The sequence below is a fragment of the Bradyrhizobium uaiense genome (assembly GCF_010811875.1).
Lineage (GTDB): Bacteria > Pseudomonadota > Alphaproteobacteria > Rhizobiales > Xanthobacteraceae > Bradyrhizobium > Bradyrhizobium uaiense.
In genome coordinates this window covers 1-19,572 of sequence record NZ_VKHP01000018.1, presented here as the reverse complement: position 1 = coordinate 19,572, position 19,572 = coordinate 1, and the positions used below count along the sequence as shown (strand labels likewise).

General features: G+C 64.2%; 18 protein-coding genes. 4 read left to right on the top strand and 14 right to left on the bottom strand.

The annotated features are described in order from the left end of the window. Positions 1–136: 136 nt before the first annotated feature. A complete protein-coding gene (locus tag FNJ47_RS07300; protein ID WP_163152095.1) occupies positions 137–1,465 on the top strand; it encodes an MFS transporter in 1,329 nt (442 codons plus the stop codon). Positions 1,466–1,705: 240 nt separating this feature from the next. Here FNJ47_RS07300 and FNJ47_RS07295 read toward each other — a convergent pair whose 3' ends face one another. The 3 genes from FNJ47_RS07295 to FNJ47_RS07285 form a co-directional block, all read right to left on the bottom strand. Next, positions 1,706–2,068: an SPW repeat domain-containing protein gene (locus FNJ47_RS07295; RefSeq protein WP_163152093.1), complete on the bottom strand. Its 363-nt coding sequence runs from the start codon at positions 2,066–2,068 to the stop codon at positions 1,706–1,708. A gap of 293 nt (positions 2,069–2,361) precedes the next feature. Beyond that, positions 2,362–2,748: a YybH family protein gene (locus FNJ47_RS07290; RefSeq protein WP_163152092.1), complete on the bottom strand. Its 387-nt coding sequence runs from the start codon at positions 2,746–2,748 to the stop codon at positions 2,362–2,364. A 35-nt stretch (positions 2,749–2,783) separates the two neighbouring features. Continuing rightward, complete coding sequence (locus tag FNJ47_RS07285) at positions 2,784–4,463, bottom strand: glutamine--tRNA ligase/YqeY domain fusion protein (RefSeq protein WP_163152090.1); 1,680 nt, start codon at positions 4,461–4,463, stop codon at positions 2,784–2,786. A gap of 178 nt (positions 4,464–4,641) precedes the next feature. Between FNJ47_RS07285 and gltX the strand changes: the two genes are divergently transcribed. Then, positions 4,642–6,063: a glutamate--tRNA ligase gene (gltX, locus tag FNJ47_RS07280; RefSeq protein ID WP_163152088.1), complete on the top strand. Its 1,422-nt coding sequence runs from the start codon at positions 4,642–4,644 to the stop codon at positions 6,061–6,063. Positions 6,064–6,223: 160 nt separating this feature from the next. Beyond that, on the top strand, positions 6,224–7,525 hold the full coding sequence (gene gltA, locus FNJ47_RS07275) for a citrate synthase (protein ID WP_163152086.1): 1,302 nt from the start codon (positions 6,224–6,226) through the stop codon (positions 7,523–7,525). Between the two features lie 34 nt (positions 7,526–7,559). Here the strand turns inward: gltA and FNJ47_RS07270 are convergent, their stop codons facing one another. From FNJ47_RS07270 to lpxA, 5 genes are all read right to left on the bottom strand, one after another. After that, positions 7,560–7,895: a metalloregulator ArsR/SmtB family transcription factor gene (locus FNJ47_RS07270; RefSeq protein WP_163152084.1), complete on the bottom strand. Its 336-nt coding sequence runs from the start codon at positions 7,893–7,895 to the stop codon at positions 7,560–7,562. A gap of 5 nt (positions 7,896–7,900) precedes the next feature. Further along, positions 7,901–8,560, bottom strand: a complete 660-nt coding sequence (locus tag FNJ47_RS07265; protein WP_163152082.1) for an SRPBCC family protein — start codon at positions 8,558–8,560, stop codon at positions 7,901–7,903. Between the two features lie 108 nt (positions 8,561–8,668). Continuing rightward, positions 8,669–9,847: a lipid-A-disaccharide synthase gene (gene lpxB / locus FNJ47_RS07260; protein ID WP_163152080.1), complete on the bottom strand. Its 1,179-nt coding sequence runs from the start codon at positions 9,845–9,847 to the stop codon at positions 8,669–8,671. Next, positions 9,847–10,704, bottom strand: a complete 858-nt coding sequence (locus tag FNJ47_RS07255) for an LpxI family protein (protein ID WP_163152078.1) — start codon at positions 10,702–10,704, stop codon at positions 9,847–9,849. The genes lpxB and FNJ47_RS07255 overlap by 1 nt, the downstream gene beginning before the upstream one ends. Before the next feature lie 18 nt (positions 10,705–10,722). Continuing rightward, positions 10,723–11,517, bottom strand: coding sequence for an acyl-ACP--UDP-N-acetylglucosamine O-acyltransferase (gene lpxA / locus FNJ47_RS07250; protein ID WP_163152076.1), 795 nt, complete (start codon positions 11,515–11,517; stop codon positions 10,723–10,725). A 149-nt stretch (positions 11,518–11,666) separates the two neighbouring features. Between lpxA and FNJ47_RS07245 the strand changes: the two genes are divergently transcribed. Continuing rightward, positions 11,667–11,990, top strand: a complete 324-nt coding sequence (locus tag FNJ47_RS07245; RefSeq protein WP_163152074.1) for a KTSC domain-containing protein — start codon at positions 11,667–11,669, stop codon at positions 11,988–11,990. A 15-nt stretch (positions 11,991–12,005) separates the two neighbouring features. Here the strand turns inward: FNJ47_RS07245 and fabZ are convergent, their stop codons facing one another. From fabZ to FNJ47_RS07215, 6 genes are all read right to left on the bottom strand, one after another. Continuing rightward, positions 12,006–12,464: a 3-hydroxyacyl-ACP dehydratase FabZ gene (gene fabZ / locus FNJ47_RS07240; protein ID WP_016841580.1), complete on the bottom strand. Its 459-nt coding sequence runs from the start codon at positions 12,462–12,464 to the stop codon at positions 12,006–12,008. After that, complete coding sequence (gene lpxD, locus FNJ47_RS07235; protein ID WP_163152072.1) at positions 12,464–13,525, bottom strand: UDP-3-O-(3-hydroxymyristoyl)glucosamine N-acyltransferase; 1,062 nt, start codon at positions 13,523–13,525, stop codon at positions 12,464–12,466. The genes fabZ and lpxD overlap by 1 nt, the downstream gene beginning before the upstream one ends. 32 nt (positions 13,526–13,557) lie before the next feature. Then, entirely contained in the window at positions 13,558–16,098 is a 2,541-nt protein-coding gene (gene bamA, locus FNJ47_RS07230; protein WP_163152070.1) for an outer membrane protein assembly factor BamA, read from the bottom strand. A gap of 175 nt (positions 16,099–16,273) precedes the next feature. Further along, on the bottom strand, positions 16,274–17,425 hold the full coding sequence (gene rseP / locus FNJ47_RS07225; RefSeq protein WP_163152068.1) for an RIP metalloprotease RseP: 1,152 nt from the start codon (positions 17,423–17,425) through the stop codon (positions 16,274–16,276). Positions 17,426–17,469: 44 nt separating this feature from the next. Next, on the bottom strand, positions 17,470–18,696 hold the full coding sequence (gene dxr / locus FNJ47_RS07220) for a 1-deoxy-D-xylulose-5-phosphate reductoisomerase (RefSeq protein ID WP_163152066.1): 1,227 nt from the start codon (positions 18,694–18,696) through the stop codon (positions 17,470–17,472). Positions 18,697–18,700: 4 nt separating this feature from the next. Further along, on the bottom strand, positions 18,701–19,489 hold the full coding sequence (locus FNJ47_RS07215; RefSeq protein WP_163152165.1) for a phosphatidate cytidylyltransferase: 789 nt from the start codon (positions 19,487–19,489) through the stop codon (positions 18,701–18,703). Between the last annotated feature and the right edge of the window lie 83 nt (positions 19,490–19,572).

Genomic DNA, 19,572 nt, shown 5'->3' with positions numbered 1-19,572 from the left:
CAACTCCCCTGAGACCAGGCGTTGCGGACGAACTCGCAAATCTCGCCTGCAACGCCGCGCACCACGCGCACTCCGCGAGCGGATTGATCGCTGAAAAAAAGCGAGGAGTAGCGTTTGCATTTGATAGGAGCGGCACATGGCAATTCAAGTACCTAGCGATTTTCGTCGCGTTATTGTCGCTGCGTCAGTGGGAAACATCATTGAATGGTACGACTTCTATATCTTTGGCAGTTTGGCAGCAGTGCTGTCGGTCAAGTTCTTTGAGCAATCCCACCCCGTCGCAGCCCTGCTGAGCACGATCGCGCTGTTCACTGCGGGATTCCTGATCCGGCCGCTGGGGGCCTTCCTGTTCGGATGGATGGGCGATCGTGTCGGCCGCAAATATACGTTCCTCATCACGCTGAGCGGAATGGGCCTGGGAACGGGAGCGATCGGACTGATCCCAACCTACCAGTCGATCGGCCTGACGGCCGCATTCGTTCTGTTCGGCCTGCGGATGATCCAGGGTCTATGCCTGGGCGGCGAATATGGCGGCGCCATCACCTATGTCGCCGAGCATGTTCCGGACGACAGCCGCGGCTACTACACGGGCTGGCTACAAACCTCGCCGACACTCGGGATCGTGGTGTCGCTGGCCGTGATCGTTATGACCCGGACCTGGGCCGGCAATCAGGCCTTCGACGAATGGGCGTGGCGCGTTCCGTTCCTGGTCTCGTTTCTGCTGGTCGCCATTGCCATCTACATCCGCCTCCAGCTCCAGGAGACGCCGATTTTCCAGGAGATCAAGGCACGCGGACAGATGACCAGGAATCCCTGGCGGGAAGCTTTCCTCAGCGCCAACATCAAGTACATCTTGATCGCCATCGTCGTTCTGATCGGACAGGGCGTGGTCTGGTACAGCGGTCAATTCTGGGCACTGTACTTCCTGCAGCAGGTCTCCAAGGTCGATCCGGTCACCTCGGCCTATATCGTGGGAACCGCACTGCTGATCGCAACGCCGAGCCTGATCTTCTTTGGCTGGCTGTCGGATCAGATCGGCCGCAAATCCGTGATCCTCGGAGGAATGCTGCTTGCCGCGATCACCTACTATCCGCTGTATCTGTGGCTCGGCACGGTCACGCAGCCGGGACACATCAACTATCCGGTCGCCGTCTTCATCATCTTCATCCTCGTCTGCTACGTCGGGATGGTGTACGGGCCGGTCGGCGCGTTCCTGGCGGAGTTCTTCCCGGCCAGGATCAGGTACACCTCGGTCTCGGTGCCGTATCATATCGGAAATGGTTGGGGCGGCGGATTGGTGCCGTTCATCACATCGGCCGCTTTCGCAGCGACCGGCAGCATCGGCTATGCGCTGATCTACCCGATTGTCGTTCCCGCGGTGTGCTTCGTGATCGCCCTCTTCATCATGCCGGAGACACGCAAGACCAGGATTTGGGAGCAGATCGAGGCGAGAGTTGCATCGTGACTGAGCATCCTTGCTGAGGGGCGAATAACCCCGCGGCAAGGGTCATGGCCGGCCTTCCGGCAAGCGCGAGTGCGGGACGACGCTTCTGAATTGCCCCGCACTTGCCGTTCCTCGGCGTGATTTCCTCGCAGAGGCTGCATCAGTGCGATGTCGTCGCGAGCGGGGATGGCGCTCCACGCAATCAAACCTCACCGCCCGCTGGTGGTTGGCGGTCAGACCAACGTTTCAGTCCGTTTCCTCTCAGCCAGCTCGGTGATGCCAGCGATCGTGCCACCAGGTGGTGAAATCACGATCCGTCGTCAGCTCCCAGCAGGCGAGCCCGATCACCACGATTCCGGCGAGCACGCTGCTCGTCGTGACCGGTCCCTGTCCGTAGTTGAACGTCCAGGGTGCCAACACCAGAGCCAACCCCATCAGCATCTCGCCCCATTCCTCCAGATAGGACGGAATGATGAATGCCTCCACGGCAAACAGCACGACGCCCAATCCGAGCGCGATGGAGATCCAGAGAGCTGCACCGGAGAAGCCCAGTGCAAACGGCGACGCGACCAGCCAGACGCCCACCAACAGGCTGGCAGCATCCTGCCAGTGTTGAATGCGCATATTCCTCACCTCCTTCTTGCAAAGATATGGTGCGGCGGAGACAAGAAAACATCTGTCGGACCTGCGATGTGTTGCCGCTGCTGATCCGGAAGCCGCTCCCCACAGCCTACGACCTTGGTCCCTCCTCGCGATGCAGCGCGATCCGGGTAGCCTGCAAGTTGGGTGCAAGATTGCTTAGTTGTGCGGCCGCCGGGAGGCGCACGACGCCCAGCCCTGCTCACTGCCCCCGCACTCTCCCTGACTACGAGGGCCCGCCGGCCCTCGACTTTTTGCGCCACGTCGCAGCGTAAAGCCTAGATCAGCGGCGCCTGCGACGAGACGTGATGGCAGGCGATCTTCCAGTCACCGTCCTCGCGCGCGATCACCCAGGTGATCTTGACGGCGAGCGCCGGCGCATCGCCGTCGAGGAAGAACGATGCGATGCCGGCCATGTTGACGAGATCGGCATTGACCCGTTCGGTCCTGACCTCGCTGAACTGAACGCGCGGCGCGTGCCAGCGCGGCAGGCCGTCAAAATAGGCTCTGACGCCGTCGCGGCCGCGATACAGCGTCGGGTTCGAGCCGAAGAAGAACGCGCCCTTCGAATAGAGCGCGGCGAGTGCGTCGGCATCGAGCTTGCCGAACCCCGCCGACCATTTGGCGATGGTTGCGGAGGCGATGTCGTCGGTCTCGCTTGGCATCGATCGCCTCCGCCTGTTGTCCGCGCTGGACGGCGCTAACCCTTGCCGCCGACTTCCTTGGCGAAGGTGTCGCGCAGGCCGATGGTACGGTTGAACACCAGCCTGTCCGGCGTCGAATCCGCATCGCGGACGAAATAGCCCTGCCGTTCGAACTGCATCGCGTCAGGCGAATTGCCGTCGGCGATCGCCGGCTCGACCCGCGCGTCGGCCAGCACTTCCAGCGACTGCGGATTGAGGTCGCCGGCGAAATCGGCGGCGTTCGGGCTCGGGTTGGCGAACAGCTGATTGTAGATGCGGATCTCCGCCGGCTTCGACTGCGCCGCCGGCAGCCAGTGCATCGTCGCCTTCACCTTGCGGCCGTCGGGTGCGTTGCCGCCCTTGGTTAAGGGATCGTAGGTCGCGCGGAGCTCGACGATCTCGCCGGCGTCGTTCTTCACCACGCCGGTACACTTGATGAAGTAGGCGTAGCGCAGCCGCACCTCATTGCCGGGCGAGAGACGGAAGAACTTCTTCGGCGGGTTCTCCATGAAGTCGTCGCGCTCGATATAGAGCTCGCGGCCGAAGGCGATCTTGCGGGTGCCGGCTTCCGGATTGTCGGGATGGTTGATCGCCTCGATCTCCTCGACCTGTCCTTCCGGATAGTTCTCGATCACCACCTTGAGCGGCCGCAGCACCGCCATGCGGCGCAGCGCCGTGCGGTTCAGCTCCTCACGGATGCAGAATTCGAGCATGCCGACATCGACCACGCTGTTGGCCTTGGCAACGCCGATGCGCTTGATGAATTCGCGCACCGCGGCCGGCGGTACGCCGCGCCGCTTCAGGCCGGCGACGGTCGGCATCCGCGGATCGTCCCAGCCCGAGACGTGCCCGTCACGGACGAGCTGGGTCAGCACGCGCTTGGACAGCAGCGTGTAGGTCACATTGAGACGCGCCATTTCGTACTGGCGCGGCTTCGAGGGCACCGGCAGCTTGTCGAGCAGCCACTCATAGAGCGGGCGGTGATCTTCGAACTCCAGCGTACAGATCGAATGGGTGATGCCTTCAATGGCGTCCGACTGGCCGTGCGCGTAGTCGTAGCTCGGATAGATCGACCATTTGTCGCCGGTCCGCGGATGGTGGGCGTGCAGGATGCGGTACAGCACGGGGTCGCGCAGGTTGATGTTGCCGGACGCCATGTCGATCTTGGCGCGCAGCACGCGGGCGCCGTTCGAGAACTCCCCGGCCTTCATGCGGCGGAACAGGTCGAGGTTCTCCTCGACCGAACGGTCGCGGAACGGCGAGTTCTTGCCGGGCTCGGTCAGCGTACCGCGGGAAGTGCGGATCTCCTCCTGCGACTGGTCGTCGACATAGGCATAGCCGGCCTTGATCAGGCCCTCGGCCCAATCATACAGGCGCTCGAAATAATCTGACGCAAAGAAGAGATTGGTTCCCCAATCGTAGCCGAGCCAATGGACGTCGGCCTGGATGGAGTCGATGTACTCCTGCTCCTCCTTGGTCGGATTGGTGTCGTCGAAGCGCAAATTGCACTGGCCGCCGAATTCCTGCGCGATGCCGAAATTCAGGGCGATCGACTTGGCGTGGCCGATATGCAGGTAGCCGTTCGGCTCCGGCGGGAATCGGGTCACGATCCGGTTGTGCTTGTGGGAGGAGAGATCGGCCTGGACGATGTCGCGGATGAAGTCGCGCCCTGCCTCTGCCGTCGTATCAATCGTCATCAATGGGTTCCCTGGAGGATTAAGCTCAACCTTCTGCCAAATTCGGGCGGCCCGGCCAAGCCTGGTTTCGAGTGTGCTTTCAAGCCTGGTTTGACGGGCAAAAGGTCAACCGAGGCTTTAGTTATGTCCGGTTCCTGCTATACACCACCGCCCATTCCAGCATACGTCGCACGCGATCATGACCAATTCCGTCGTTACCCGCTTCGCCCCCTCACCGACCGGCTTCCTCCATATCGGAGGCGCCCGTACCGCGCTGTTCAACTGGCTCTATGCCAGGAAGCTCGGCGGCAAGATGCTGCTCCGGATCGAGGATACCGACCGCGAACGCTCGACCAAGGAGGCGATCGACGCCATCCTGGACGGCCTGAAGTGGCTCGAGCTCGATTGGGACGGCGACGTCATCTACCAGTTCAGCCGCGCCGCCCGCCACCGCGAGGTCGCCGAGGGGCTGCTCGCCGCCGGGCGGGCCTACTACTGCTACGCCACGCCGGAGGAGCTGGCGGCGATGCGCGACAAGGCGCGGGCCGAGGGCCGCACCCGCCTCTATGACGGCATGTGGCGTGACCGCGATCCGGCGACCGCGCCAGGTAACGTCAAGCCGACCATCCGCCTGAAGGCGCCGCAGACCGGCGAGACCGTGATCGAGGACCAGGTGCAGGGCCGCGTGGTCTGGCAGAACGAGAACCTCGACGACCTCGTTCTGCTGCGCGGTGACGGCACTCCGACCTACATGCTCGCAGTCGTGGTCGACGACCACGATATGGGCGTCACGCACATCATCCGCGGCGACGACCACCTGATCAACGCCGCGCGGCAGAAGCAGATCTACGACGCACTGGAGTGGGAGCTGCCGAGCATGTCCCACATTCCGCTGATCCACGGGCCCGACGGCTCGAAACTGTCGAAGCGCCATGGCGCGCTCGGCGTTGATGCCTACCGCGCGCTCGGCTATCTGCCGTCGGCGTTGCGCAACTACCTGGTCCGGCTTGGCTGGAGCCATGGCGACCAGGAGATCTTCTCGACTCAGGAGATGATCGACGCGTTCGACCTCTCGGGCATCGGCCGCTCGGCGGCACGGTTCGACTTCGCCAAGCTGGAGAACCTCAACGGTCACTATATCCGGCAGAGCGACGATCAATCCCTCGTGACCCAGTTCGAGAGCGTGCTGGATTATGTTCCTGAGGGCGCCGCGCTGAAGGCCAAACTCAACGACACCACCCGCGCGCAATTGCTGCGGGCGATGCCGAGCCTGAAGGAGCGTGCCAAGACGCTGATCGAGCTGATCGCGAGCGCTTATTTCATTTTCGCCGATCGGCCGCTTGAGCTCGATCCGAAAGCGGCAGCGCTACTGACGCCGGAAACACGCGCGTTGATCGGGCGTCTGCGCACCGCGCTGGAAGCCGTGAGCGACTGGACGGCGGAGACCACCGAGACCGCCATGCGGAATTTCGCCGAGCAGAACAATCTGAAACTCGGCGCCGTCGCCCAGCCGTTGCGGGTGGCGCTGACGGGACGCACGACGTCGCCGGGCATATTCGACGTGCTGGCCGTCCTGGGACGCCAGGAGTGCCTTGCCCGCCTCGCCGATCAGGCGGCGTGATCCTGCACGGACCCCCTCCAGGGTCCATCTTGCAGCGCACATTGCAATGAGCTACCCAATCCCGGACGCCTTCTCAACAAGCCGTTCCGCCCCGCCATGGGCCGCAATTTAGCGACTGGGCAAGGTCGGTTTTCGCAACGAATTCATCGGGGATATCGCGATGGACGCAAAATCCAGCAAGACAGCCACACTCACCATCGGCAACAAGAACTACGATTTCCCGATCCTGAGCGGCACGGTTGGGCCTGATGTCATCGACATCGCCAAGCTCTACGGCCAGGCCGGGGTGTTCACCTACGACCCCGGTTTCACCTCGACCGGCAGCTGCCAGTCGAAGATCACCTACATCGACGGCGACGCCGGTATCCTCGAATACCGGGGCTACCCGATCGAGCAGCTCGCCGAGCACGGCGACTTCCTCGAGACCTGCTACCTGCTGCTCTACGGGGAGCTTCCGACCCCGGCGCAGAAGAAGGATTTCGACTATCGCGTGATCCATCACACGATGGTGCACGAGCAGATGGCCCGCTTCTTCCAGGGCTTCCGCCGCGACGCGCACCCGATGGCGATCATGGTCGCAGCGGTCGGTGCGCTCGCCGCGTTCTACCACGACTCCACCGACATCAACGATCCGAAGCAACGGATGATCGCCTCGATGCGGATGATCGCGAAGGTGCCGACGCTGGCGGCGATGGCCTACAAGTACACCATCGGCCAGCCCTTCGTGTATCCGAAGAACTCGCTCTCCTTCGCCGAGAACTTCCTGCAGATGTGCTTCGCGGTGCCGTGCGAGGACTACAAGATCAACCCGGTGCTCGCCGACGCGCTCGACAAGATCTTCATCCTGCACGCCGACCACGAGCAGAACGCGTCGACCTCGACGGTGCGCATCGCCGGCTCCTCCGGCGCCAACCCGTTCGCCTGCATCGCGGCCGGCATCGCCTGCCTGTGGGGCCCGGCCCATGGCGGCGCCAATGAGGCGGCGCTCGCGATGCTGTCCTCGATCGGAACGGTCGACAAGATCCCCGAATTCATCGCCAAGGTGAAGGACAAGAACAGCGAAGTCCGCCTGATGGGCTTCGGTCATCGCGTCTACAAGAACTATGATCCGCGCGCCAAGATCATGCAGAAAATGTGTCACGCGGTGCTGGCCGAGACCGGCCACGGCGATGACCCGATGCTCAAGGTCGCGCTCGAGCTCGAGAAGATCGCGCTCAGCGATCCCTATTTCATCGACCGCAAGCTCTACCCGAACGTCGACTTCTATTCGGGCATCACGCTGAAGGCGATGGGCTTCCCGACCTCGATGTTCACCGTGCTGTTCGCGGTCGCCCGCACCGTCGGCTGGATCAGCCAGTGGAGCGAGATGATCGAGGATCCGCAGCAGAAGATCGGCCGCCCGCGTCAGCTCTACACCGGCGTGGCGCGCCGCGACTATGTGACGATCGACAAGCGCAAGTAAGCTTCGTCCCTAACGACGATCCGAGACGGCGCCATCAATCCTGATGGCGCCGTTTTCGTTTGCCCCGCGCAACTTCGGTCGCCAGCGCATCGAGGCGCGGCAGCCACAACGCGCGGAACCGGTCGAGCCAGTCATCGACCTCACGGAGCCGTCCGGCCTCCACGGCATAGATGCGGCGGGTGCCGTCGGCGCGCACCGACGCGAAACCGGCGTCGCGCAAGATCCGCAGCTGCTGCGAGACCGCCGATTGGGTGATGCCGAATTCGCGCTGCACGACGGCAACGACGTCGCCCGAACTGTGCTCGCCGGTCGCCAGCAGCTCCAGAATGCGCCGGCGGACGGGATCGCCTAGGATGTCGAAGGCGCGCACGGCCGCTAGCCTCCGCCGCCCGGCTCGGGCTCACCCAGGTAGAACGCCGTCGTGTTGGCCCCGGCCCGGCGCGCCGCCGCCTCGTCCGTGCCGGCCTTGATCGAGGCGCAGCACCAGTCCGCGCTGCTGCGGCGGATGAAATCCCTGCCGTCCTCGGAGCCGGGCCACGCCTCCGCGGCTGCACGATCGAACTGCCCGTCAGAACCCGCGGCGACATAAAGCGCGAGCCCGATCAAAGCGAGGTCCCAGCCGACACCGACCGCGCCGGGTCCGTAACGATCCCAGAAGTCGCCCTCGATCAGCGAGAGATGCTCCAGCTCGAGCCGTGTGCCGCCGGCGCCATCGCCGGCGAGGGTCACCGTGACCCAGCTGACGGTGCCCATCGCTTCCCAGGTCACGGCAAGCCGGCGCGGCGGCTCGCACGTCGTGATCTCACCACCCGCCTGCCCCTGGAACTGGTAGCGGCCACCAGGCTTCAGATCGCCCGAGATCGGCAGGAACCAGCGCGGAATCCGCTCGGGGTTGGTCAGCGCGTCCCAGAGATCCGCGATGTCGGTGTCGTAGCTGCGGGTCGCGATCACCGCCCGCGCCGGCTTGCCGTCGCGCTCCCGGACGGCGACTTCGCGAATGACGGCTCCGACATAGGCGACAGGATCAATCCTCATGGCAGGCTCCACATTAATATTACCTTCAGCTAATATTAGTATGGTCTAAATATTCGAGGCAAGCGGAACCGTTGCGGCCGTATGTCGCCGCTGACGCGGTCACGATGGCTAGGTCGAATGCCGGCCCATTTCCGCCAACACGATATCGGCTGCGCGGACGCTCGGCGGCTGGTCGCCGGTCGACATCTTTCCGTCCATCGTGGCGAACGCCACGAGCTGCCGCAAGCGCTCGGGCGAGTCCGCGAGCACATCGGCGAGCGCCGGCACGAGCTTGTCCGGCGTGCAGTCCTCCTGCAGGAATTCGGGGATGATGTCGCTGCCGATCACGAGATTGGCGAGGATCACCGACGACACCCGAATGGCACGGCGCAGGATGAATGCCTCGGCAGCGCCGACGCGATAGGCCGTCACCATCGGAATGCCCGATAGCGCGAGCTCCAGCGTCACCGTGCCTGATTTTGCGAGCGCGGCGCGTGCCACGCGGAAGGCTGCGCGCTTCTCCGTCTCGCCGATCGCAAGGCGCGGCACCACCGGCCACGATGCGACGCCTTCGCGCACCATCGCCTCGAGATGTGGCATGGTCGGCAGCACGAGCTCGAATGGCGTTTGCTTGTTGAGCTGGCCGAGCGCCGCACCGAACAGCGCCAGATGATGCCTGATCTCGCTGCGCCGACTTCCCGGCAGAACCAGCAGGACCGGCGGCTGCGCATCGCGCCGCCTCTGCTCCTCGTCGTTCGGCCGGAGGGAAGCGAACTGCTCGGTCAGGGGATGACCGACATAACTGCACGGCGGTCCCTGCAGCTTGCGATATTCCTCAGGCTCGAACGGCAGCAGCGCGAGCACGTGATCGACATAGCGCCGCATCGCGCGCGCCCTGCCCGGCCGCCAGGCCCAGACCGATGGCGACACGTAGTCGACGATCGGGATGTTCGGATTGCGGGCGCGAACGCGGCGCGCGACGCGATGCGTGAAGTCAGGGCTGTCGATGATAACGAGCATATCGGGCGCGTCGGCGAGCACGGCATCGGCCGTGCGGCGGATCAATCGCAGGATCTTCGGCAATTGCTTGACGACGGCGGCAAAGCCCATGATCGAGAGGTCTTCGATCGGAAACAGCGGCTCGATGCCCTCGGCGGTCATCGCCCGGCCGCCGACGCCGGAAAATTGCACGGCATCGCCGAGCCGCTGGCGCAGCACCTTCATCAGCGCCGCACCGAGACGGTCGCCGGATTCCTCGGTCGCGATGAGGAAGATCTTGCGGACGGTGCTGGGACTGTGCGCCTGCATCAGCCGGCCAGTCCGATGACGAAGAGCCCTTTGGCGTCAGCTGCCTCGATCAGGGCCTGCGGCTCGGCGGCCAGCGTGTTGCCGGCGATCACCGCGATCCCCGCGATACCGGCCGCCGCTGCGCCCTCGACCGTCCGCGGGCCGATGGTCGGCAGATCGAAGCGCAGATCCTGCTTGCTCTTCGGCGCCTTCACCAGCACGCCGCGGCCGGCCTTGGCGCGAATGCGGCCCTCGGCGCGCAGCCGCGCCACGCGCGCCAGCAATCCGTCGGTGCCCTCGATATCCTCGACCGCAACCACGTGGCCGTCGATCACGACAGCTGCCTGGCCGATGTCGAACGGACCGAGCGCGTCGAGCAGGCCGCGTCCGCGCGCGATGTCGGCGAGCGCGGTGCTATCCGGCGTCGCGCGCGTCACGGCCCCCTCGGGCATCAGGAGATCGGGCGCGGCATCCTTGATGCCGACCATGCGGAATCCCTGCTGCTCGAGGATGCGGCCGACGCTCGAGAGCAGATGATCGTCGCCGCCGCGAAACGCGCGCACGACGTGACCGAGCAGGCGCAGCGTGCCCCAGTCGAGCCGGATCTCCGACAGCGCCGGGCGAACCAGCGTGCCGATGAAGATCAGGTCGCGGCAACCCTCGTCGCGGAACAACCGGGTCGCCCGCCCGAGCTGGCCGACCGAGATCCAGCGGTGACGAAAACGTTGTGCGCGCGCCGGATCGCAGGCGCCGCGCAGCGCGAACAGCACCGGCGTGATGCCGCGCGCGGCGAGCTGATCGGCAACCGCGAACGGCATGGCGCCGCCGCCGGCGATCACGCCGACCGGCGAGGAAAGCGAGGGAGCCGCTGACGTCATGCTGGCGGCCATCCCTGCTCAGTTGGTATCGGCGGGAAGGCAGAGCGGCCGGAGCTTGCCGCCCTCGATGAAGGTGAGGATTTCCGCGATCGCCGGATCCTCGGCAGCCAGCGGCTGCACCGAGGCCAGCCGTTCGGCGAAGATGCCGGGGCCGTGGAACAGCTTTTGATAGAACGCACGCACCACAGCCAGCCGCGCCTTGGTGAACTGGCGCCGCCGCATACCGATGATGTTGAGGCCTTCGAGCACCGCGTACTGACCGTTGGCCAATCCGAACGGGATGATGTCGCCGCGCACGCCGCAGACGCCGCCGATCATCACCTGCGAACCGACGCGGGTGAACTGGTGCACCGCCGAGAGGCCGCCGATATAGACGAAGTCGCCGATCTCGCAGTGGCCGCCAAGCGTCGCCGACGTCGCGAAGATCACGCCGTCGCCGACCATGCAGTCATGACCGACATGGCTGTTGTTCATGAAGAAGCCGCGATCGCCGACGCGGGTAAGCCCGCCGCCCTTGACGGTACCGACGTTCATCGTCACGCCTTCGCGAATCGTGCAGGCCTCGCCGACTTCGAGACGGGTCGGCTCGCCGCGATAGCTCAGATCCTGCGGCGGCCCCCCGAGCGCGGCAAACGGCGAGATGACGCAGCCGGCGCCGATCTTCGTGTAGCCGCTGATCGTGACATGCGCGATCAGCTTGCAGTTCTCACCGAGCGCGACATTGGGGCCGACGATGCAGTACGGACCGATCTCGGTGCCGGCCCCGATCACGGCGCCATCCGCAATCCGCGCAGTGGGGTCGATCATGCTCATGAAGTTTCGATCCGGAATTCGTTAACGGCGCCAAGGTGCTATCAAGACGCGATGCTGTCGATTTGGGCGGTCGTTAGCGCGACTTTGCCCGCCCTGTCCAGTGACGTATCATGACGGCCTGTTGCAAACGACAAGGTCGCAACCGAAAGATGGTCCGGGCCGCCGCGCTGATCCTCAGCCTGTTATCTCTGCCGATCGGTCCGGAGACGGCCGATCTCGGCAGCAGCACGACCGTCGATCTCTCGACCTTCGAATGCCGCGACATCAATCGCAGCACGATCGTCCAGCGGGTCTGCTACAGCCCAGGCGAGCGCACGCTGCTGGTCGCGGTACGAGGCAGCTACCAGCACTATTGCAACGTCCCCACTGGGACCCACGATGCGCTGATGAACGCATCCTCGATGGGCGTCTACCTCAATCGCGTCCTGCGGATCGCAGCTGCGGACGGCCGCTATGCCTGCACGACGTCGTGACCTGAGCAGCGCGCTTTAATCCGTCAGCATCGCACCGACATCGGCCTCGGCGACGACCTGGCCGTTGACCTTGGCATCGCCGTGAAACCACCACATCGTCTTGCGGCGGCCGAGCGAGCGCATGTGGTATTCGATGGTGTCGCCGGGCATCACCGGCTTCCTGAACTTGCACTTGTCGATGGTGAGGAAATACACCGCGCGCGGCTTCTCGGTGCCTTCGACCGACTTGATGCCGATCACACCGGCGGTCTGCGCCATCGCCTCGATCATCATCACGCCCGGGTACACCGGACGATCCGGGAAATGCCCCTGGAACGGCGGCTCGTTGAACGTGACGTTCTTGATGCCGATACCGCTGTAGTCGGTGCGGATCTTGATCACGCGGTCGATCAGCAACATCGGAAAGCGATGCGGGAGCGTCTTCAGGATATCGTTGATATCCACGAGCTCGAATTTGACCGGTGCCTCCTCCATCACTCCTGTTCCTTGCCTTTGGTTTCGTTGTCGCGCACCAGGCGCTCCACCGCGATAATTTCCCTGAACCACTGCTTGGTCGGCTTGGCGAAATGCCCGCCCCAGCGACCGTTGGCCGGAATGTCGTCCTTGACCGCGCTCATCGCCGTCACCTGGGCGCCGTCGCCGATCTTGAGGTGGTTGTTGATACCCACCTTGGCGCCGAGCGCAACGTTGTCGCCGATCGTCAGGCTGCCGGCGAGGCCGATCTGGGCCGCGAGCAGGCAGTGCCGGCCGATGGTCACATTGTGGCCGATCTGGACCTGGTTGTCGATTTTGGTGCCCTCGCCGATCACGGTGTCGCGCAGGGAACCGCGGTCGATGGTCGAGGCGGCGCCGACCTCGACATTGTTCTGGATCACCACGCGGCCGGTCTGCGGCACCTTCACGTGGCCCTTCGGCCCGAAGAAGATGAAGCCGTAGCCGTCCTGGCCGATATTGCAGGCCGGATGGATCAGCACATTGTTGCCGATCAGCGCGAACTGGATGGTGGTCTTGGCGCCGACATTGCAGTCGCGACCGATCTTGACGTCGGCGCCGATGACAGCACCTGCGCCGATGATGGTGCCGGCGCCGATCTCGACCCGCGGGCCGATCACCACCAGCGGATCGACGATGACGCCGTCCTCGAGACGCGCGGTGGGATCGATGATCGCCGACGGCGCGATGCCCTCGGTCCCGAACCAGGATTGCGGCCGCAGCGCGTCGGCATGCCATTCGCGGGCGAGCTCGACGAACACCTGGAACGGCTTGGCGGCCCGCAGCACCGCCGTGCCCTTCGGTACCTGCGCCTCGAAGCGCGGGCTGACCAGACAGGCGCCGGCCTTGGTGGCGGCGAGTTGGTCGGCATATTTGAGATTGTCGAAAAAGGCGAGATGAATCGGACCGGCCTCGTCGAGCGAGGCCAGCCCCCTGATCTCAAGCGCGCCCCTCGCGGGGTCGACCAGTTGCGCCTTCGTCAGCGCGGCAATTTCAGCCAGCGATGACGAAGGAGGACTCTTGAAGAAGATCGGCTGCGCCATTCCATCCGTCGCAGTCCGGTCGGGTCGCGGTGTTAGAAAGTCGTACCGCCGCCAAACCGGAATTCTTGCACGCGGTCATACGCGCCCTTGGTCAGCGGCACGGCGTAGTCGAAGCGCAGCGGACCAAACGGCGACTGCCAGATCAGACCGACACCGACCGAGGTACGGACGACCTTGCTGTCGTCAAACTGCAGACCAAGGCAGGTGCCCGGAGATGCAGGGTTATTCGTCGGCGGTTTACAGCCGGGCACATTGACCTCGCCCGTTGCCAACCAATTCCTCGGGCCCTGGTAATCGTACAGGCCGCCGGCGTCGGCATAGACCGCGCCCTTGAGCCCGACTTCCTTCGGCAGGAACCAGAACGGCATCTGCAATTCCGCCGACACGCCCCAGTACTTGGTGCCGCCGATGGCGTCCATGGTGCCGTACGGGTTGATGTCACGCGGACCGATGCCGTTCGGCGCGAAGCCGCGGACCAGGTTCGGACCCATCTGGAAGTGATCGAGCATGCGCAGATCCTGGCTCCCGAGCTTGTTCAGGATGCCGCCCTGGGCGTGGATCACGCCGACGATGTCGGAGACCAGCGGGGTGTAGTACTTCGCGTCGATCGCGGACTTGATATAGCTGACGTCGCCACCGACGCCGGCGAAGTCCTGCTTGAAGTCGACGATCAGACCGTCGGTCGGGTTCTTGTTGTTGTCGAGGGTGTTGTAGTTGAGCGTGTAGCCCAGCGCCGACGTCAGCGTCTTGCCACCCGCCAGCTCCTTGCGGACCGGCAGCGAGGCCTCGCCATCGAAGAAACAGCCGAGACCATTGGTCGACACCAGGCTGATGCCGTTCAGGTTCGCATAGGCCGGGCTCGGATTGAACGCGGGATTCGGCGTTCCATCCGGCAGGAACTGCACGTTATTACAGTTGTTCAACGTCGACGGCAGGGTGATTTCCTGCTGATAGATCGAGTAGCGCAGCTGCAGCGAGAGATCTTCCCGCAGGCTGAAGCCGAGGCGCGGGCTGAAGCCCAGCGTCTTGGTACCGTAGGCGATGTAGCTGTTGGACAGCTGCTGGCGCTGGTAGAAGTCGAGGCCGAGCGCGACGCGGTAGTCGAGCAGATACGGCTCGACGAACGACAGCGAGTAGCCGCGGGCATACTGGCCGTAGGTCACCGACGCCTTCGCGAACAGGCCGCGGCCGAGCAGGTTGCGCTCCGAGACGCTGACTTCAGCCAGCGCGCCGTCGGTGGTCGAATAGCCGCCCGACACCGAGAAGTCACCAGTCGACTTCTCCTCGAGATCGACGATCAGGATGACGCGATCGCTGGAGGAGCCGGGCTCGGTGGTGATCTTCACTGTCTTGAAGAAGTCGAGGTTCTTCAGGCGGCGCTCGGCGCGGTCGACCAGCGCACGATTGTAGGCGTCGCCTTCAGAGATATCGAATTCGCGACGGATCACGTAGTCGCGGGTGCGGCTGTTGCCGCGGATGTTGATGCGCTCGATATAGGTGCGCGGGCCCTCGTCGATCGCAAAGGTGATCGACACCGTGTGATTGTCGAAATTGCGATCACCGCGCGGCCGGACCACCGCGAAGGCGTAGCCGCGGCGGGACGCTTCGATCTGCATTTCCTCGACCGACTTCTCCAGCGCCTCGGCGTTGTAGAGCGAGCCGACATTGACGCGCGAATAGGTGCGCAGCGCGTTCGGGTCGAGCGTATTGATCGACGAGGTGAAGTTGACGGATGCGACGCGATACTGCTGGCCCTCTTCGATCTTGAAGGTAACCAGGAAGCCCTTCTTGTCGGGATCGTATTCGGTCAGCGCGGCCACGACCTGGACGTCGGCATAGCCGTTCTTGAGGTAGAAACGGCGCAGCAGGTCACGGTCGGCCTCGACCCGGTCGGGGTCGTAGACGTCGTTGCCGCCGAGGAAGCTCAGGAGATTCGATTCGCGGGTCTTGATGACGTCGCGCAAACGGGACGCCGAATAGGCATTGTTGCCCACGAACTCGATCGACCGCACGCCGGTCTTCACGCCTTCATTGACCTCGAAGATCAGGTCGACGCGGTTGTTCGGCTGCTCGATGATCTGCGGATTGACCCGCACGTCGTAACGACCGGAGCGGCGGTAGATTTCGGCGATGCGCAGCGCGTCCGACTGAACCATCGGGCGCGAGAAGGTGCCGCGCGGCTTGGACTGGACTTCGGCGGTGAGCTGCTCGTCCTTGACCTTCTTGTTGCCCTCGAAGGCAACGCGACCGATCACGGGATTCTCGACCACGACCACGACGAGGCGCCCGCCCCGCTGATCGATATGGACGTCCTGAAACAGCCCGGTCTCGATCAGCGCCTTGAGACCGTCGTCGATCTGCGCCTGACCCAGCCGGCCGCCCGGTCCGGGATGGAAATAGGAGCGGATGGTTTCGACTTCGACGCGGCGGTTCCCCTCCACCGTGATCGAATCGACCGTCTGCGCATACGCAGGCGCAGACACAGCTACGGCCCCCAAGGTGGCCGCCACTGGCGCGGCGAACATGACCAAGGCGGCAAACAAGCCCCCCCTCACTCGCATTCCAAACATCATGCGCAACGCGCCCTTATCTTAGCAATGCCGGACCGTTCCCCAACGGCCCGGCAGATTCCCAACCTGCCGCTCAGCTTGTAGCCAACTTTGCCAAGGGGGCAAACTTCCTACAGCTGAACATTTCCATTTTCGTTCCAAGACGTTGCCCATCGGCAACGCCACAAAAAAGCCCGTTTCAGGACCCGGCGATCCTGAGGATGTCGTTGTATGTCGCAAACACCATCAGCATCAAAACCAAACCCAATCCGATTCGGAAACCCACCTCTTGCGTCCGCTCCGACAGCGGACGGCCACGAAGCGCCTCGGCGCTGTAGAACAGAAGGTGTCCGCCATCCAAAAGCGGGATCGGAAACAGATTCAGCAGCCCGATCGAGACCGACAGGATGGCGCAAAGGTTGACCACGAACTGGAAACCGGCGCTCGCAGCCTGCCCCGACAGCTTGGCGATTCCGATGACACCGCTCACCTCTCCCGGATTGCCGGTCCCAACGAACAGCGACCCCAGGAACTTGAAGGTGCTGGCAATGATGTACCAGACCTGCTCGACGCCGATCTTCAGGGCTTCAAAGACGCCGACCGGAGCGCTGGAGGCTTCGCCAACCTGAGCCTTGTGCTCGATTCCGAGCACACCGATTCGGTGCGCATTGCCAAAGGGGTCCTTGACCTCCTTGAGCGCCGGCGTCGCCTTGAGCGCGACGACCGCGCCATCCCGCTTCACCTTGAAGCCAAGCTCTGAACCAGCGTTCGAAGCTACGATCCGCTGCATGTCGGCGAAGCTCTGGATCGCGCTGCCGTCGATATCCACGACGACGTCACCGACCTTGAAGCCTGCATTCGCGGCGGCGCTTTCGGCCACCAGGCCGTCGACCCGGGCGATCGTGCTCGGCTTGCCGTAATACAGCGCCATGCCCGCGAAGATCAGGGCGCCGAGAATGAAATTCGCGACCGGGCCGGCCGCAACGATGCCGGTGCGCCTTCCGACCGACTTGTGATGGAAGCTGCCTTCGCGCTCTTCCGCCGTCATCGCGGCGAGCGATTCGGTCGATGGCGTCGATGCCTCGCTGTCGTCGCCGAAGAATTTGACGTAGCCGCCGAGCGGTATCGCCGAGATCTTCCAGCGCGTACCGTGCCGGTCATTGAAGCCGGCAAGCTCCGGCCCGAAGCCCAGCGAGAACGTCAGCACCTTCACGCCAGCCCAGCGCGCGACCAGAAAGTGGCCGAGCTCGTGAAAGAAGACGACGATGGTCAGGACGAAGAGAAAGGGAACGATATAGCCGAGGAGCCCATGGCTCAACGCATTGATACTATGAAGAAAATACTCGGGCATCTGACTCCCCTCGACAAGAGCGATTAAGCTCCGTCCCCAACCCTCTAGGTTGCCTTTAAGGCAATTTGAGGCAATAGGGCGGCAGCCTTATTTCGCGCGATATGGTCAACGGAAATCGCATCATCCGCCGAGTGCAGTGGTGGCTGATTCCCCGACCTGATCCAATCATTCATCGTCGCCTCGACCAGCCGGGCGATCGCACCGAACTTGATCTTGCCGGCGATAAACGCGGCGACCGCGATCTCGTTCGCGGCATTGTAGACCGTCGTCGCACCGTGCCCGGTGCGCAGCGCCTCGTAAGCCAGCCGCAACCCCGGGAAGCGCTGAAAGTCCGGCGCCTCGAAGGTGAGCTGACCGATCTTGGCGAGATCGAGCTTGGCTGACGGCCCGACGACCCGGTCGGGCCAGCCGAGGCAGTGCGCGATCGGGATCCGCATGTCGGGCGTGCCGAGCTGGGCGACCACCGAGCGATCGGAGAACTCGACCATGCCGTGGATGATCGACTGCGGGTGCACCAGCACGTCGATCTCGTCCGGCGCCAGCGCGAACAGATAGGACGCCTCAATCACCTCGAGGCCCTTGTTCATCATCGAGGCGGAATCGATCGTGATCTTCTGCCCCATGCTCCAATTGGGATGCTTCAGCGCCTGCTCCAGCGTCGCCTGCTCGATGTCGGCGGGCGCCCAGGTTCGGAACGGTCCGCCGGACGCGGTGATGATCACCCGCGTCAGTTCCTCGCGATTGCCGGAGGCCAGCGCCTGGAACAGCGCGTTGTGCTCGGAGTCCGCCGGCAGGATGCATGCGCCGGCCTTCTTGGCGCGCTCCATGAAGATGTCGCCGGCGCAGACCAGGCACTCCTTGTTGGCGAGCGCAACCGTGGCGCCGCGATCGACCGCGGCAAGCGCAGGCTTCAGTCCGGCAGCGCCGCTGACCGCCGCCATCACCCAATCCGCAGGCCGAGCGGCCGCCTCGATGATCGCGCTCTCCCCGGCCCCGCACTCGATCCGGGTTCCGGCCAGTGCGTCCTTCAGCTCTGAAAGCTTCGCCGGATCGGCAATGGCGGCGAACCGCGCACCGAACTCCTTGGCCAGTTTGGCGAGGCCCTCGACATTGCTGTTCGCGGTCAGCGCCTCGACCTGGTAACGATCGCGCGCGCCACGCAGCAGATCCATCGTGCTGTCGCCGATCGAGCCGGTGGCACCGAGGACGGTCACAGTCCGCACGGCGGATGCCGCCGCGGCCTTGTTGTTACGCAACGGAACAGCGCTCATCTCATCACCAAACCATAAGACCGCGTCCGACGCCATCGGCACCACCGCGGAGAAAGCCGAAAATCGCCGCCACAATGACGGCTGCGACAAATCCGTCCAGGCGATCCAGAAGGCCGCCATGGCCGGGAATGATGTGACTGGAATCCTTTACTCCGAACCGCCGCTTCACGGCGGATTCGAAGAGATCGCCAAGCTGCGAGACCACCGACAACATGGCTCCGAGCAACAGCAGCGCACCCGTCGCCCCGATCTCGAAGGCGGCGAAGCCGGCAGCAACAAGCAGGCTCGCCACGAAGCCGCCAACCGCGCCGGCCCAGGTCTTCTTCGGACTGATCCGCACCCACAGCTTCGGCCCGCCGATGCTGCGGCCCGCGAAATAGCCGCCGATGTCAGTGACCCATACGATCAGCAGCACGAACATCAGCGCAGCAAAGCCCTTCGCCGGATCGTGGCGCAGCAGCACCGATGCGATCTCGGCCCCTGCCGCATAGAGCAATCCCGCAATCGCCCAGTTGCGCCGCGCGCCCGATGTCAGCGCCACAACGACCGCACCGACCGCAAGCACGACCACTGCCGCATCGATACGGCCCGCCATCAGGCAAAGTCCGGCGAGCAGCAACGTGACCACGCCGGGCACCACGACGCGGAGCTCGCGTCCGAGCCCGGTGACGGCAAGCCATTCCGCGAACAGGCCGATCGCAACAAGCGTCACCAGGAGCGACCAGGCGATGCCGCCGATATAGGCCAGTGCGATTGCGACCGGCGCCAGCACCAGCGCCGCAGCCACGCGCATCACGAGGTTGCGCGACCCCTGCTCGCCGGACTTTGCCTGATGGCGGGCCGTATCGATGCGGCAGTGGTCGTGCTTGCGGTCGG